This window comes from Algoriphagus aestuariicola (assembly GCF_017254835.1).
Classification (GTDB): Bacteria; Bacteroidota; Bacteroidia; order Cytophagales; family Cyclobacteriaceae; genus Algoriphagus; species Algoriphagus aestuariicola.
In genome coordinates, this window is the sequence record NZ_JAFKCW010000002.1 from 877,966 (window position 1) to 890,680 (window position 12,715).

The 12,715-nt window shown below is 46.6% G+C and carries 15 protein-coding genes and 1 tRNA gene; 11 read left to right on the forward strand and 5 right to left on the reverse strand.

Going from position 1 to position 12,715, the window contains the following annotated elements:
• Positions 1-2 precede the first annotated feature (2 nt).
• From J0A67_RS10930 to lepB, 3 genes are read left to right on the forward strand one after another with little or no spacing between them, the layout of a single operon-like run.
• A complete protein-coding gene (locus J0A67_RS10930; protein WP_241265141.1) occupies positions 3-620 on the forward strand; it encodes a DUF5683 domain-containing protein in 618 nt (205 codons plus the stop codon).
• On the forward strand, positions 620-1,342 hold the full coding sequence (dapB, locus tag J0A67_RS10935; protein WP_206569371.1) for a 4-hydroxy-tetrahydrodipicolinate reductase: 723 nt from the start codon (positions 620-622) through the stop codon (positions 1,340-1,342). Before J0A67_RS10930 ends, dapB begins: the two co-directional genes overlap by 1 nt.
• A 15-nt stretch (positions 1,343-1,357) precedes the next feature.
• A complete protein-coding gene (gene lepB / locus J0A67_RS10940) occupies positions 1,358-2,434 on the forward strand; it encodes a signal peptidase I (RefSeq protein ID WP_206569372.1) in 1,077 nt (358 codons plus the stop codon).
• 63 nt (positions 2,435-2,497) lie between these two features.
• On the opposite strand, the gene ung is transcribed toward lepB, so the two are convergent.
• Positions 2,498-3,160: a uracil-DNA glycosylase gene (gene ung, locus J0A67_RS10945; RefSeq protein WP_206569373.1), complete on the reverse strand. Its 663-nt coding sequence runs from the start codon at positions 3,158-3,160 to the stop codon at positions 2,498-2,500.
• Positions 3,161-3,222: 62 nt separating this feature from the next.
• On the opposite strand from ung, the gene apaG reads away from it, so the two are divergent.
• Both apaG and J0A67_RS10955 read left to right on the forward strand, forming a co-directional pair.
• Complete coding sequence (gene apaG, locus J0A67_RS10950; RefSeq protein WP_206569374.1) at positions 3,223-3,609, forward strand: Co2+/Mg2+ efflux facilitator ApaG/CorD; 387 nt, start codon at positions 3,223-3,225, stop codon at positions 3,607-3,609.
• Position 3,610: 1 nt separating this feature from the next.
• Positions 3,611-4,390, forward strand: coding sequence for an O-methyltransferase (locus J0A67_RS10955; protein WP_206569375.1), 780 nt, complete (start codon positions 3,611-3,613; stop codon positions 4,388-4,390).
• Here J0A67_RS10955 and J0A67_RS10960 read toward each other — a convergent pair.
• Positions 4,373-4,969 carry a class I SAM-dependent methyltransferase gene (locus J0A67_RS10960; protein WP_206569376.1) on the reverse strand — a complete coding sequence of 199 codons (597 nt, stop codon included), beginning with the start codon at positions 4,967-4,969 and terminating at the stop codon, positions 4,373-4,375. The two genes, J0A67_RS10955 and J0A67_RS10960, sit on opposite strands and share 18 nt — an antisense overlap.
• Before the next feature lie 29 nt (positions 4,970-4,998).
• Between J0A67_RS10960 and J0A67_RS10965 the strand changes: the two genes are divergently transcribed.
• The 4 genes from J0A67_RS10965 to rplI all read left to right on the forward strand — a co-directional run bounded on the left by J0A67_RS10965 (position 4,999) and on the right by rplI (position 7,180).
• Positions 4,999-5,928, forward strand: coding sequence for a DUF8428 domain-containing protein (locus J0A67_RS10965; protein WP_206569377.1), 930 nt, complete (start codon positions 4,999-5,001; stop codon positions 5,926-5,928).
• A 149-nt stretch (positions 5,929-6,077) separates the two neighbouring features.
• Positions 6,078-6,449, forward strand: a complete 372-nt coding sequence (rpsF, locus tag J0A67_RS10970) for a 30S ribosomal protein S6 (RefSeq protein ID WP_206569378.1) — start codon at positions 6,078-6,080, stop codon at positions 6,447-6,449.
• Entirely contained in the window at positions 6,446-6,697 is a 252-nt protein-coding gene (gene rpsR / locus J0A67_RS10975; RefSeq protein WP_092729973.1) for a 30S ribosomal protein S18, read from the forward strand. Before rpsF ends, rpsR begins: the two co-directional genes overlap by 4 nt.
• 39 nt (positions 6,698-6,736) lie before the next feature.
• Entirely contained in the window at positions 6,737-7,180 is a 444-nt protein-coding gene (gene rplI / locus J0A67_RS10980) for a 50S ribosomal protein L9 (RefSeq protein ID WP_206569379.1), read from the forward strand.
• 53 nt (positions 7,181-7,233) lie between these two features.
• Here the strand turns inward: rplI and J0A67_RS10985 are convergent, their stop codons facing one another.
• A complete protein-coding gene (locus J0A67_RS10985; protein WP_206569380.1) occupies positions 7,234-7,476 on the reverse strand; it encodes a hypothetical protein in 243 nt (80 codons plus the stop codon).
• A gap of 320 nt (positions 7,477-7,796) precedes the next feature.
• Here J0A67_RS10985 and J0A67_RS10990 point away from each other — a divergent pair.
• Positions 7,797-7,869 (forward strand) — tRNA-Gln (locus tag J0A67_RS10990).
• A 47-nt stretch (positions 7,870-7,916) separates the two neighbouring features.
• Here J0A67_RS10990 and J0A67_RS10995 read toward each other — a convergent pair.
• On the reverse strand, positions 7,917-8,681 hold the full coding sequence (locus J0A67_RS10995; protein ID WP_262897492.1) for an EcsC family protein: 765 nt from the start codon (positions 8,679-8,681) through the stop codon (positions 7,917-7,919).
• A gap of 109 nt (positions 8,682-8,790) precedes the next feature.
• On the reverse strand, positions 8,791-11,508 hold the full coding sequence (locus tag J0A67_RS11000) for a M14 family metallopeptidase (protein WP_206569381.1): 2,718 nt from the start codon (positions 11,506-11,508) through the stop codon (positions 8,791-8,793).
• Between the two features lie 265 nt (positions 11,509-11,773).
• On the opposite strand from J0A67_RS11000, the gene J0A67_RS11005 reads away from it, so the two are divergent.
• Positions 11,774-12,700: a ribose-phosphate pyrophosphokinase gene (locus J0A67_RS11005; protein WP_206569382.1), complete on the forward strand. Its 927-nt coding sequence runs from the start codon at positions 11,774-11,776 to the stop codon at positions 12,698-12,700.
• The last annotated feature ends 15 nt before the right edge of the window (positions 12,701-12,715 follow it).

The window sequence follows — 12,715 nt, forward strand, 5'->3', positions numbered from 1 at the left end:
AATTGAATCCAGCATTTTGCGACAGAAAATCAAACCCCAAGACCCCATGGATATCCTTGGGGCTTTTGCTTTTGGTATTGCTACTGTCGAACCCTGCATTTTCACAAAACCAAAACGAGTCCGAAAAAACTGAGTCGCTCCCCAAAGAAAGAAAAGAAAAGACCGACTACTCCTCCCTTCCCAAAAATCCCAGAAAAGCGACCATTCTCTCCGCCATCTTGCCTGGTGCGGGACAAGTGTACAACGGGAAAGCTTGGAAAGTCCCCCTACTCTATGCTGGATTCATGACGGACATCTACTTCATAGGGTACAACAACAAGCGCTATCAAACCTTCAGAGAGGCGCTTTTCGCCTATGATGATGGAGACCAAAGCCAGTTTCCCTCGCTTAACCGAGAGGCATTGGTGCGAAATGTAGACTACTGGAGACAGAACAGAGACCTGACGATCTTGCTGCTGGCGGGCATCTATGCGCTCAACCTCATAGATGCCAATGTCGATGCACATCTCTCGGGATTTAATATTTCCGACGACTTGGCTCTCAAATTTGAGCCAAATGTCGGTACTTTCGCAGCTTCAGGTTCTTCCATGGGACTCACTATGAAACTTCAATTTAAATAATGAACATTCTTATTCTTGGATATGGCAAAATGGGAAAGATCATCGGCGAAATCGCCGAATCCCGCGGCCATTCCCTAGCAGCCAAGATCAACATCGACAACCGTCACGAGCTCGACGGCTTGGATGCATCGACCATCGATGTAGCCATTGAATTTAGCCAGCCTGAGGCAGCGGTAGAGAACATTTCCTGGGCTATGGAGCGCGGCATTCCGGTCGTATCAGGCACGACTGGCTGGCTTTCCCGCAAAACGGAAATCGAAAAACTCACAGCCGACCAAAACGGGGCTTTTTTCTACGCTTCCAACTACAGCATCGGAGTCAATATCTTCTTTAAAGTCAACGAATTCCTTGCCAAGCTGATGAATGAAACCAGCGGTTATCGAGCTTCCTTGGAAGAAATCCACCATACCGAAAAAAAGGATGCTCCCTCTGGCACTGCGATCACCCTCGCAGAAGGGATCCTGCGAAACACGGACAAACTCAGCGAATGGTACCTGGTCGGACAATCGGCCGAAAATGAACAGTCTCTCCCCATCATCGCAAAGCGGATCGACCCTGCCCCCGGCACCCATATCATCCGCTACAGCTCTGAAATCGACGAGATTGAGATCACACACACCGCTCACAGCAGGCAGGGCTTTGCCCTTGGCGCAGTTTTGGTGGCTGAGTGGATCCAAGGCCGAAAAGGCGTGCTCTCTATGGATGATTTTCTATCTTTCTGAATCAACTAGCAACTCATGAGTCAACCTAAAAAGAAAAAATCAGCGACCCGCGAATGGCTGGATGCGCTGGTTTTTGCAGTAGTCGCAGCCAGCTTGATCCGTTGGCTTTTGCTCGAACCCTTTACGATTCCCACCGCCTCCATGGAAAAGTCCCTCTTAGTCGGCGACTTTCTTTTTGTAAGTAAGATGCACTACGGGACCCGAATACCCAAGACGGTCCTCCAGGTTCCCCTCACACACCAAAAGATCTGGGGGACAGATATCCCCTCCTATTCCGATGCCATCCAGCTCCCTTACTATCGACTGCCGGGCTTCAGTGATGTGGAAAGAAACGACGTCGTTGTATTCAACTATCCGGTCGAATTCGAATATCCGAGCGATTTAAAAACCAACTATATCAAACGGGCAGTAGGGATACCCGGAGACGTGATTTTGATCAAAGAAGGCGAATTGGTGGTAAACGATCAGCCTGCTCCGAAGCCAGAAGAAATGCAATACTCCTACGACTTGATAAGCAATCGTCCGCTCACAGTAGATTTCTTCGCCGAGTATGGCATCAACCCGGAGAGTTTTATGGCATTCACAAACGGTGCCGGCTATATGGTTTTTGGAACAGATCAGATGATCGAGCGACTCAGGACCTCTCCAGTGGTGGTATCCATCACCAAGCGAATCGAAAGCCCTGGGGACCATGAGCCACTTATTTTCCCAAAAGGCTCCGACTATGGATGGAATAGGGACAACTTTGGCCCGCTGCAAGTACCCGCAAAAGACTGGACTATCGACATGACTGCAGACAATGTGTTGCGGTATGGCTCTACAATCGAAAACTATGAAGGTCATGAGCAGGTCGACATCCGGGATGGAAGCCTTTTCATCGACGGTCAAAAAGTTGAAAAGTATACGTTTAAACAGGATTATTACTTCATGATGGGAGACAACCGCCATGATTCTCTGGATTCGAGATTTTGGGGATTCGTTCCTGAGGATCACATCGTGGGTAAAGCCTGGTTCTTGTGGCTTTCATTGGACAAATATGAATCCATGTTTGGCAAGATTCGCTGGAACCGTTTCTTCAAAGGAATAAATTGATCAAAAATGCCCCCAATAAGTGTCCAACTTTTGGGGGCTAGTCCATAATTTCGGGGCGTTTTTTTACCATCGTATGGGTGCTATCCCTTTTTCAGTCAGATAGCTATTCGCTTTGGAAAAATGGCGGCAGCCCAAAAAACCCCTATGGGCTGAAAGTGGACTTGGATGGGGAGCTTTGAGAATCAGGTGCTTTTTAGAATCTATCAAATCAGCCTTTTTCTGCGCATAAGCTCCCCAAAGCATGAAGACTACATTTTCCCGGCTAGAACTGATGACGCGGATCACCTCGTCGGTAAATTGTTCCCAACCTTGGTTTTGGTGGGAGCCAGCCTGACCTGCCCTTACCGTGAGAGTCGCATTGAGCAAAAAAACTCCCTGATCAGCCCAACGGGTCAGGTCTCCGTCAGCAGGCATATCGGTGCCAATATCTGTTTTGATTTCCTTTAGAATATTTAGCAAACTTGGCGGAAATGGCACACCTGCCTTTACCGAAAAGGACAATCCGTGAGCCTGCCCCGGACCATGGTATGGATCTTGTCCTAATATCACTATCTTTACCGCCTCCAATGGGCAATGTTGAAAAGCGTTAAAAATTTCTTTGCCCGGAGGGAAAACATCCTGATTTTGATATTCGTACCTTACAAAGCCAACTAGTCGTTTAAAAAAATCCTGCTCAAAAACATGATTTAATGAATTTCTCCAGCTTTCTTCAATTTTTACATCCATCAATATCGATTATTTAGTTAGTTTCATTAGATTTTAACCCTTGTTGTTCTAAGGCATTCACCATGGTAGTCGCGGTCACAAAAGGCATCAAAGTAAGCGTGGAAGTTACCTATCAGGCGGAATTTTCCAGTCCTCATCAGCACCACTACGTTTTCACCTACAAGGTAACTATCGAAAACAACAGCCAATATACATATCAACTGTTGAGAAGAAAGTGGGAGATTTTTGACGCTGCCGAATCACCAAAGATAGTCGAGGGCAGCGGTGTGGTCGGTCAGCAGCCTGTGCTGGAACCAGGCGAGTCGCACGCCTACGTCTCCGGATGCAATCTCAAGTCAGGACTCGGCAAGATGAAGGGCTCCTATACCATGGAGAAACTTTTTGACGGCAATCTGGTCGAAGTAATCGTCCCGGAATTCCAGATGATTGCCAATATCTTCCACAATTGATTTGGGGAATACTTTTTTCTTCATACGGGCTTTCCTCATCCATTGGCTCGACAAGGAAGACACGTTCAGCCAACAATCGCCCTTTATATTTCAGATTTACACTAGGCTTGTCCAATTTCTAAAAGAAAACAAAAGCGGCAATCTTGAAATAGAAAAATTCCGGGAGACACTCCTGAAAGACTCTTCCACGATTCCAGTACTGGATCTCGGGGCGGGCTCCAAAAAAGTGCCCGAGGCGCATCGATCGATTTCACGGATAACTCGGTATTCCACCAGCAACATCAAGTTTGCTCAGCTCTACCAATATTTCTGTAGTCTAACACCTGCAGAAACGGTGATCGAATTAGGAACATGTGTAGGAATTTCGACTAGGTATTTGAGTGAGAAAACGAAAGGCCGTCTATTAACCTTCGAAGGCTCCGAAGAAATCCAAAACATTGCCCGACGCAATCCCCTGCCTGCAAGAACCGAGTTTATTTTAGGCCCGATCGAAAAAACACTCCCAGAAGCGCTGGAGTCAATCCCGGCCGTAGATTTTGCACTGATCGACGCCAATCACACTTACCAAGGAACAATTGGCTCTTTCAACACCCTAGTTCCGAAAATACATCCAAAAGCTATCGTGGCAATCGGAGACATTCATTGGACACCCGAAATGGAAAAAGCCTGGGAAGAGATCAAGTCACGTCCCGAGGTGAGGCTGACCTTGGACTTTTTCGAATGCGGGATAGTTTTCTTTGATACTCCTGGAAAAAAATCCCATCTAGTCCTGGACATCTGACTTTCTCAGCTTGATAAAAAGTTCCGAGCCCGCCCTCTCCGGAATTGAGTTATAGCAGGGTTCAAACTTCTCAATCCCAAAGTACGGCTGAAAATAAGTCAGGTACTCTGCTGCTGTCCCTCCAAATGGAGGACCTTCAAATCCAAACTCCCGGTCAAACAGGACTCCTACAAGCCTGCCTCCCGGCTTGAGCAAGCCGTGCATTTTCCTGGCATAAGCTTCTCTGAGCCGGGGAACTAAAGCACAGAAAAAAGTCTGCTCCAAGATCAGATCATACTTGCCATTGTGGTCGAAAAAATCCTGATGATGAACCTGTGTCTCCGGAAACTCCGGATGCTTGGCCAAAAAATCCCGAATGGGCTGGCATGAAATGTCCAACAGGTGGATTTTTGTAAAGCCTAAAGTCCACCCTACGGCCACCTCGTGGGCATTGCCGGCACCGGGAACGAGCACCTCAATGGTTTTAGTATCAATTTGGCAAAGATATTGATAAAGTGGAGGTGAAGCATGTCCAATGTCCCATCCTGTAGCCCCATTTTGGTAGCGGGAAGACCAGAAAGTTTCGTCTAATTCTTGCATATCATAAGCCTACAAACAGAACCAAAAACATGAGCACTAATTTCGAAAAGGAATCGAGTCAAAAGAGAGACCAAAATAAGAACATCATCATCATTGTTCTTATTCTGCTGGTCATCATCAGCGGCATCAAACTGTACACGGACTACGTGGACCGCACCAAGAAAACAGAGGAAATCCTACTCCTCTCGACCGAAAACAACGATCTGAACATGCGCCTCGATTCAGTGACATACCAGCTGGATCTTCGAATCAAAGAAATCGAGAAATTGGGAGGCGATGTACAGGCATTGGAGGCCGTCAGAGACCAATTGATTGCCGAGCGGAATTCCACAAAACAGCGCTCTTCATCAGAAATCGCCGCCCTCAACGGCAAAATAAACAATCTCAATGGCCTTATCGCCCAAAAAGACCAGGAGATTCTAGAGCTAAGGGCAGCAAATCAGCAGCTTTTTGCCGAAAACCAAGACCTGAAGACCACCCAGGCTGAGATCGAAGAAGAAGTAGCCCAGCTCAACATCCAGAAACAGGACCTCCAGGCCAAGGTAGATGTAGCCTCCATGCTCAAGGCCGAAAACATCAGCATCGCCGCCGTCAACGCCAGAGGCAAAGAGCGGATCGAAACCACCAAAGACTTCCGCAACAGGCAAATGGAAAGGCTAAAAGTAAGCTTCAACTTGGCAGACAATAAGGTGGCGGAAAAAGGCCCGAGGAATGTTTATGTTCAGGTTTTGGGACCAAGTTCTCAACCTATCTTCGACGTGGCAAAGGGCTCTGGGACCTTTATGATCGATGGTGCTGAACAGTTCTATACCGTGAAGCAGGACATCATTTTCGACAATACTGAGCAGGATTTGGTATTCTATTATGAAAAAGGCTCCGACTACGCTTCAGGTACGCATGAGGTAAAAATCTTTGTGGACAACTACCAAGTCGGCTCCAAAACTTTTACCGTGAAATAACCCCCAAACTACAAAGCTCAAAAAAGCCTCCAACTTCGGAGGCTTTTTTGATTTAATTACCAGGACATAGGTGACAAGGGTTTGGATTCCAGAAGCAAAAGCTCTACTTTTGCGGTCTGTTTATTCAAATTCCTTAAACACATTCAAAAATGTTCCAAAGAAATTATGAGACGGTATTCATTTTAACTCCCGTTTTGTCTGATGTTCAGATGAAGGATACTGTCGACAAGTTTGTGAACTTGTTAAAAGAAGAGGGGGCAGACGTGATCAATGTGGAGAACTGGGGTCTGAAGAAGATGGCTTACACCATCGACAAGAAGACTACTGGTTTTTATGTATTGGTTGAGTTCAAGGCTAATCCGACTATCATCCGCAAGTTTGAACTTGAGTTCAGACGCGATGAGAAAGTCATGCGATTCCTGACTACTGTACTTGACAAGCATTCAATTGCTTATGCAGACAGAAGAAGAAAAGGAGAATTTAACAAAAAAGCTGAAGCTAAGGAGGAGCAAGCCCAATGACACTAGTAAACGAACCAATCAACAGAGGCGAAATTAGAAAGAAATATTGCCGATTCAAGAAGCACGGTATCAAGTATATCGACTACAAGGATCCCAACTTCCTTTTGAAATTCGTCAATGAGCAAGGTAAAATCCTTCCAAGAAGACTTACCGGCAACTCTGCGAAATACCAGAGAAAAGTAGCCCAGGCTATCAAAAAAGCAAGACATTTGGCTTTGTTGCCATTCGTAACCGATGGTTTGAAATAATTCGGTCTTGTATCGTTCAATCACAAAAGATCATTACAAATGGAAATCATTCTAAAAACAGACATCAAAGGTCTTGGATATAAAAATGACTTGGTAGACGTAAAGCCAGGATACGGAAGAAACTATCTGATCCCTCAGGGTTTCGCGGTATTGGCTACCGGTTCTAACAAGAAAATCCTTGCTGAAAACATCAAGCAGGCTGCTCACAAAGCTGAAAAAATCAAGACTGAAGCAGAAAACACTGCAGCAAAGCTTGCCGAAGTAAACCTGGAAATCAAAGCGAAAATCGGTGACTCCGGAAAAATCTTCGGAAAAGTGACTACGCTCCAGATCTCCGACGCTTTGGCTACTCAAGGCTTCGACATCGACAGAAAGAAAATCGCCATCACTGTTCCTGTTGAAGGTGCAGGCGAGTTCACTGCTGACGTTGACCTTCACAGAGAGGTGAAAACCAAAGTGAAGTTTGTCGTAGTAGGAGAATAAGTTCTTTCCAAGAACAAAACCAAAAGGCTCGCATCACTGCGAGCCTTTTTGCATTACGACAGGGCCTTTTCCAAGTCGTCGACCAATTTCTTGGCTACGGACCTGGCATTCTTCTCTCGCGCGTTTTTTAAGGCTACCAAGGCCAAAGTGCCTTTCTCCTCCAAACCGCTGGAATTCTGGTCACTTTGGAAACTTCCCCAGCACCATTTCAGGTCAGACGCCAATTGAGTTTCCTTAAGTTTTTCAAGCTTTTCGACGACCTCATCAATCAATTTTTCCATTCTGTCTGCTTTCATTGTACTTTTTTGCTTTTAGTTTATAGTAAGGTTGGTGTTGAAAAATTACAACTATTCCATTTTAAGGAATGGAACTAACTGAAAGTTAACAAAAAAGCAATTTCCACCGAATCCGGCTACACATGACGGATCTTCCAGGGCCATTCCCCACTTTCTGCACATATCTCTGACCAATTAATCTGATCCGCTTTTTTTCTGACTGAATTCAAGGGAATTATAGGACAGATCAAAAAATCTTCAAATGCCGATTTGGAAAAAATAACTCAAAAATCTACCTTTGTGACACTTTAAAGCAGACGAAAGAGTCGCTTCAACAAAACTGATCCATGGTGTAACTGGCAACACGTCTGATTTTGGTTCAGAAGAGTCTAGGTTCGAGCCCTAGTGGATCAACAAAAAGCTTCCCAAAAGGAGGCTTTTTTCGTTTAGGTACTATCCATTCAATCCAGTTTCCTCTGGGAAGTTTGCAGCATCCTAAGTCTATATGCGTTCATAGCGTACTCTCCCAGATGTTCGGTCAATTTGTAATTGGCAATCGCCCCGACGGGGGCTCCGATGATCGGAACCAACTGAGCAAGCTTGGCTAGATCTATGTAGTCCCTGTAGTCCAGCTGAAAGGTCTTCCAGTCAAACTGGCCCAAATCCTTTGGAAGATCGTTTTTGAAGGAATCCCAGTTCTCGATCAGGCCTATCAGTTCATTTCTCCGTTTTTGGCTTGAAAAGCTCAGCTGAAACACATAAAGCAAAAATAGCCGCTCTTGGTAGTCTTTGACATCGACCCCATACAGCGCCGCAATGTCAAAAAGCATTTTCATCTTGATGGTGAGAAACGCCGGAAAATCCGCCAATCCCAAGAGAATCCCACCTGCCCCTGTCACTGCTCCCTCAGCCGACGCCGTATTGCGATACCATTTGATTCGAACCCGGACTTTGTCTTCCCTTTCTTTCAGCGACAGACCCGCGTGGAATTTTGGAAATACCCAACCCGAACCAGTCAACACTGCTTTGACCATATTTTCGATGGCTACGCTGATCGCTCGATGAACCTTCTCAGGAATCCAGGAATTTATTTTGCCCTGCACTCCATGGCTCATCCGGCTGAATATCCCGGGAGGCTTTTTGACTTTCATTAGCCATACCAGCAGTTCTGCTTGGACATAATTCAAGTAGGGATCTTTAGAATCTGGAGATAGGGCTGTCTTCAAAGATTGATAATTTCGATTTTTTGAAGTTTACGAAAGGGGGCAGAATGTGTTTTGGCAAAGAATACACAACAAAGGATGGCCAGTCGACCATCCTTTGTTGTATTAGCCCTTATTGGTACAACTGATTAAACAGCATCTTGAAAGTGCCGTGTGCTTGGGCTCGAAATGTAATTTCCGGTCCATAAGCATACAGTTTGCCTTTTCCTACTTGGGCTTCAAATGCTGTCACCCCATTTTTCAAATACTGTTGACCCCATGCCCAGCCGCTCCTCAACGGAGGCTCCGTGCCAAACCAAGAAAGGGGCTTCACGCCTCTCAAAGCCGCATCAGGCGCCAATTTGAAAACCGGGCTGTTGTTAAACAGCACATCGGCCTTCTCCGCCATCCCATAATTGGCAGGCAAAGAATTGTCAACATACATCTGCAGCACGCTGCCCGGTATGTAGTACTTATCCCCGGTCAGCGTCTTCTCCGCGCCGTTGGATATTTCCACCAATGCATTCGAAACAGGCAGATCCAGCTGGTACGCAAGGGAGGTAGCCGCTCCAACGGCAACAATCTCCCCACCGCTCTCCAGGAAAGCCTTTAACTGGGGAATCGATTGCTCCACGGATATTCTTCCCAGCATGTGGTGGTATTCAGACGGAATATCCTCCTTCTTAGGCTGACTTCCTCCACCGTATCCTCCGCTTCCACCAGGGATGCCCGGTCCAATAAACAGGATGATGTCGTATTTGTCCGCAAGATTTCCAGCATCAATTTCCTGGGGAAAAATCAGGTTGAAATCAAAATGGAACTGCTCCATCATCCACCTAACCCAGCCGGATGGCATAGAACCCCCATAATAATCGTACAAAGCAATGCGAGAAGGCTTGATCTCTCTGGCACCAGAAGGCATTCCCGACGCAGCGGCTACCTTTACGCCGTACTTGCTAGCCAATTCTTGTAGGGATTTTCGCCCGGATGAGGGAACATAAAACGATCCCGTCGGCAATCCTGCAGTTGGAGCCGTAGTGCGATAGACTTTCACTTTTGACTTCAAAAGATCATTGACTGCGAGAAAGGTATCATTGGCTCTAGCATCAAGTAGAAATCCTGAGCTGGAAGGAACCGAGGTCGGCTCCGGAGAAAGCAGCTGTCCGTAAGCCACGCGCTCAAAAGGCCCTTCCAAGCCTTCCATAATCCTGTCAAAAGCCACTCCCATCTGGAAGGCCAAAGTCCATCCCGCCGCGTCGTAGGGACGAATAGGCGGTCCTCCGGGATAGAGAAAATCGTTGGGGTGATCTTGAGGCTCAAACATGTCCAGCACATGGGGACGAAAAGCCTGCGCAGCCTTGACCACATAAGAACCCTTTGGATAGGATTTTCCATTTATGGAAAAGTCTGCAGTAGCTTTTTCTACCAATACTCCAGACTTGATCAGTGCATTGAGAAACTTGATCGCCGTTGAAAAATCCGCTTGGTCTGACGGCAGTACGTAGCCCCTTGGGTCTCGTCGAGACGGATCCTGGTAGACCGAATCGTAAAACTGCAGTGGCAAGCCCGCCCTAAATCCGAAGCTTGCCATCTCAGGATCATCAGCGTCTTTCTTCTTTTGAGAGGCGTTGAATTCCTCCTGTACCGCCTGGGCATATTTCGGGTACTTGGTCCAAGTGTCCTTATTGCCTCGGTCGATCGAGTTTTTACCCATCAGATAAAAATTGTATAGCAACTCATCCCCGTGCCTTACTGCATGGTTCAAAATAGCGTAGTTCAGCGAGACGGAGTAATCAATCGAACGTCTAAAAGGCCATGGCCCTGGAGTGACTGGATATGGCGTTCCGTTGTTTGGAATCAGTCGATCTGGAACCAGCGGAATGGAAAAAGGAGATGGGTCGCCTACGATCTCGGTCAAAATCCCGATCATATTGTGGTAGTAAGGAGTGGTTCTCAATCCCCCATTCCACCAAGTGGAAAACACCGATCCATCCAAACGGGTGTAGCCTGGCTTATCTTCCACATGTAGGCGGTTGATCATCGCTGCACCCACCGCATCCAAGCTTGTGATGATCAGGGGATCAAACACATGGTTGAACGGATCTCTGTATGGTGGACCAGCAACCACTGTCCCGGACGGGCCACTTTGGTGGTGGTTGTATACAATTTGGGGGAGCCACTCCACATATTGCTGAAGGGAAATATTCGTGGACTCCTTCATGTTGTTCATATAGAAGTCACGGTTGTTGTCATGTCCCACGTATTTCTGGTACAGTACGGGGATATTTTTGTTTCTCTTTGCCGGATCCTCGTTCCTCATGTACCAGTCGGACATGATTTCCATCCCATCTGGATTCACATGAACGAGGAGCAGGATCACTTCATCCAGAATCTTCAGCGTTTCTTCATCATTTCTAGAGGCAAGATTGTACAGGGTTTCTATCAACTGCTGGGCACCCACCACCTCGTTGGCATGAAGACCACCGTCAATCCACACGACCGGTTTGCCTTCCTTTGAGAGTGCTTTTGCGTCTTCTTCGCTAATCTCCGCACGACCCAGCTGTTGGGAAATTTCCTTGTATCGCTCCAGCTGCGCAAAATTCCCCGGAGCGGTGATGATCAGCATCGGTTGTTCCCTGCCAAACTCTGTCTGGCCAATGCTGGTGTACTGTACGCGATCAGAAACAGCATCGACCTTTTTGAAATAAGCTTCCGTCTGGGAAAAATCAGCAAGCATGTACGGATCGCCGATATCGAAACCAAAGTGGGATTTCGGAGTGGGGATGGATTGGGACTGCGCAAAAAAAGGCAAGAGCCCAATAAGCAGGATAAGGGTTAAAATTCTTTTCATGAGGTCGGGGTTAGTACCAGTTCAGGTAAAAATAAACCAAGCATGAGGTAAACAAGCTATCGAAAAAGCCTTAAAGTCAAAAAAATTACAGGATCGGTCAGGGAAATAGAAAATCAGAAACCAAGGAACTCTGACAACGTCACCTTGAATATAAATTTACCGCGATATTATTTGGATGAAAAGTCCCGCAAGTAGCCCATCTGTCAAAAATCCTTACTTTTGCCTTAGATTCCATTCCTTTCCAAGTCCTCCAAAACAATCCACCATGTCTGAGGTAAAAATATTTGCAGGTACCAACAGCCTCCACCTAGCCGAAAAAATCGCCAAAAATTATGGCAAAAGACTCGGCGATCTGACCATGTCAAAATTCAGCGATGGAGAAATGTCTCCCAGTTTTGACGAGTCCATCAGAGGTTGTACGGTATTTATCATCCAAAGCACCAATCCCCCAAGTGACAATATTTTGGAACTCTGCTTGATGATCGATGCGGCCAAACGCGCCAGCGCCTACAAAGTATGCGCCGTCATCCCCTACTTCGGCTACGCACGTCAAGACCGTAAAGACCGTCCAAGGGTATCCATTGCCGCGAAGTTGATTGCCAATATGCTTACCTCTGCAGGCGCCGACAGAATCATGGCTTGTGACCTGCACGCTGGACAAATCCAGGGTTTTTTTGACATCCCTTTGGATCACTTGAATGGATCAGCTATCTTTGCACCCTATTTGAACACCCTGAGACTAAAAGACATGATCTTCGCAGCTCCGGATGTGGGGGGTGTGGCTAGGGCAAGATCCTTTGCCAAGCACTTCGAAGTAGAAATGGTCGTCTGTGACAAGCACAGAAAAAGGGCCAACGAGATCGCATCCATGCAGGTGATAGGGGACGTAGAGGGGAAAGACGTGATTCTTGTGGATGATTTGGTGGATACTGCGGGCACGCTTTGCAAAGCCGCCCAGATCATCATGGAAAAAGGAGCTAACTCAGTAAGAGCCATCGTCACGCACGGGGTACTTTCCGGAAAAGCCTACGAAAACATCGAAAACTCTGTCTTGGAGGAGCTGGTTATCACAGATACCATCACGCCCAAAATGCAGTCTTCAAAAATCAAAGTACTGAGCGTAGCGGAATTGTTTGCAAAAGCGATCCACGCCGTGACTGGTAACACCTCGATCAGTTCTTTGTTTATCTGAGAACCAATTTTAAAT

What these genes read in the sequence shown, in the direction of transcription:
- ung (WP_206569373.1), bottom strand. Translation starts at nt 3,160, where the DNA reads ATGGATGTAAAAATTGAAGAAAGCTGGAGAAATTCATTAAATCATGTT.
- lepB (WP_206569372.1), top strand. Translation starts at nt 1,358, where the DNA reads ATGAGTCAACCTAAAAAGAAAAAATCAGCGACCCGCGAATGGCTGGAT.
- rpsF (WP_206569378.1), top strand. Translation starts at nt 6,078, where the DNA reads ATGTTCCAAAGAAATTATGAGACGGTATTCATTTTAACTCCCGTTTTG.
- J0A67_RS10985 (WP_206569380.1), bottom strand. Translation starts at nt 7,476, where the DNA reads ATGAAAGCAGACAGAATGGAAAAATTGATTGATGAGGTCGTCGAAAAG.
- rpsR (WP_092729973.1), top strand. Translation starts at nt 6,446, where the DNA reads ATGACACTAGTAAACGAACCAATCAACAGAGGCGAAATTAGAAAGAAA.
- apaG (WP_206569374.1), top strand. Translation starts at nt 3,223, where the DNA reads ATGGTAGTCGCGGTCACAAAAGGCATCAAAGTAAGCGTGGAAGTTACC.
- J0A67_RS11005 (WP_206569382.1), top strand. Translation starts at nt 11,774, where the DNA reads ATGTCTGAGGTAAAAATATTTGCAGGTACCAACAGCCTCCACCTAGCC.
- J0A67_RS10965 (WP_206569377.1), top strand. Translation starts at nt 4,999, where the DNA reads ATGAGCACTAATTTCGAAAAGGAATCGAGTCAAAAGAGAGACCAAAAT.
- J0A67_RS11000 (WP_206569381.1), bottom strand. Translation starts at nt 11,508, where the DNA reads ATGAAAAGAATTTTAACCCTTATCCTGCTTATTGGGCTCTTGCCTTTT.
- rplI (WP_206569379.1), top strand. Translation starts at nt 6,737, where the DNA reads ATGGAAATCATTCTAAAAACAGACATCAAAGGTCTTGGATATAAAAAT.
- J0A67_RS10960 (WP_206569376.1), bottom strand. Translation starts at nt 4,969, where the DNA reads ATGCAAGAATTAGACGAAACTTTCTGGTCTTCCCGCTACCAAAATGGG.
- dapB (WP_206569371.1), top strand. Translation starts at nt 620, where the DNA reads ATGAACATTCTTATTCTTGGATATGGCAAAATGGGAAAGATCATCGGC.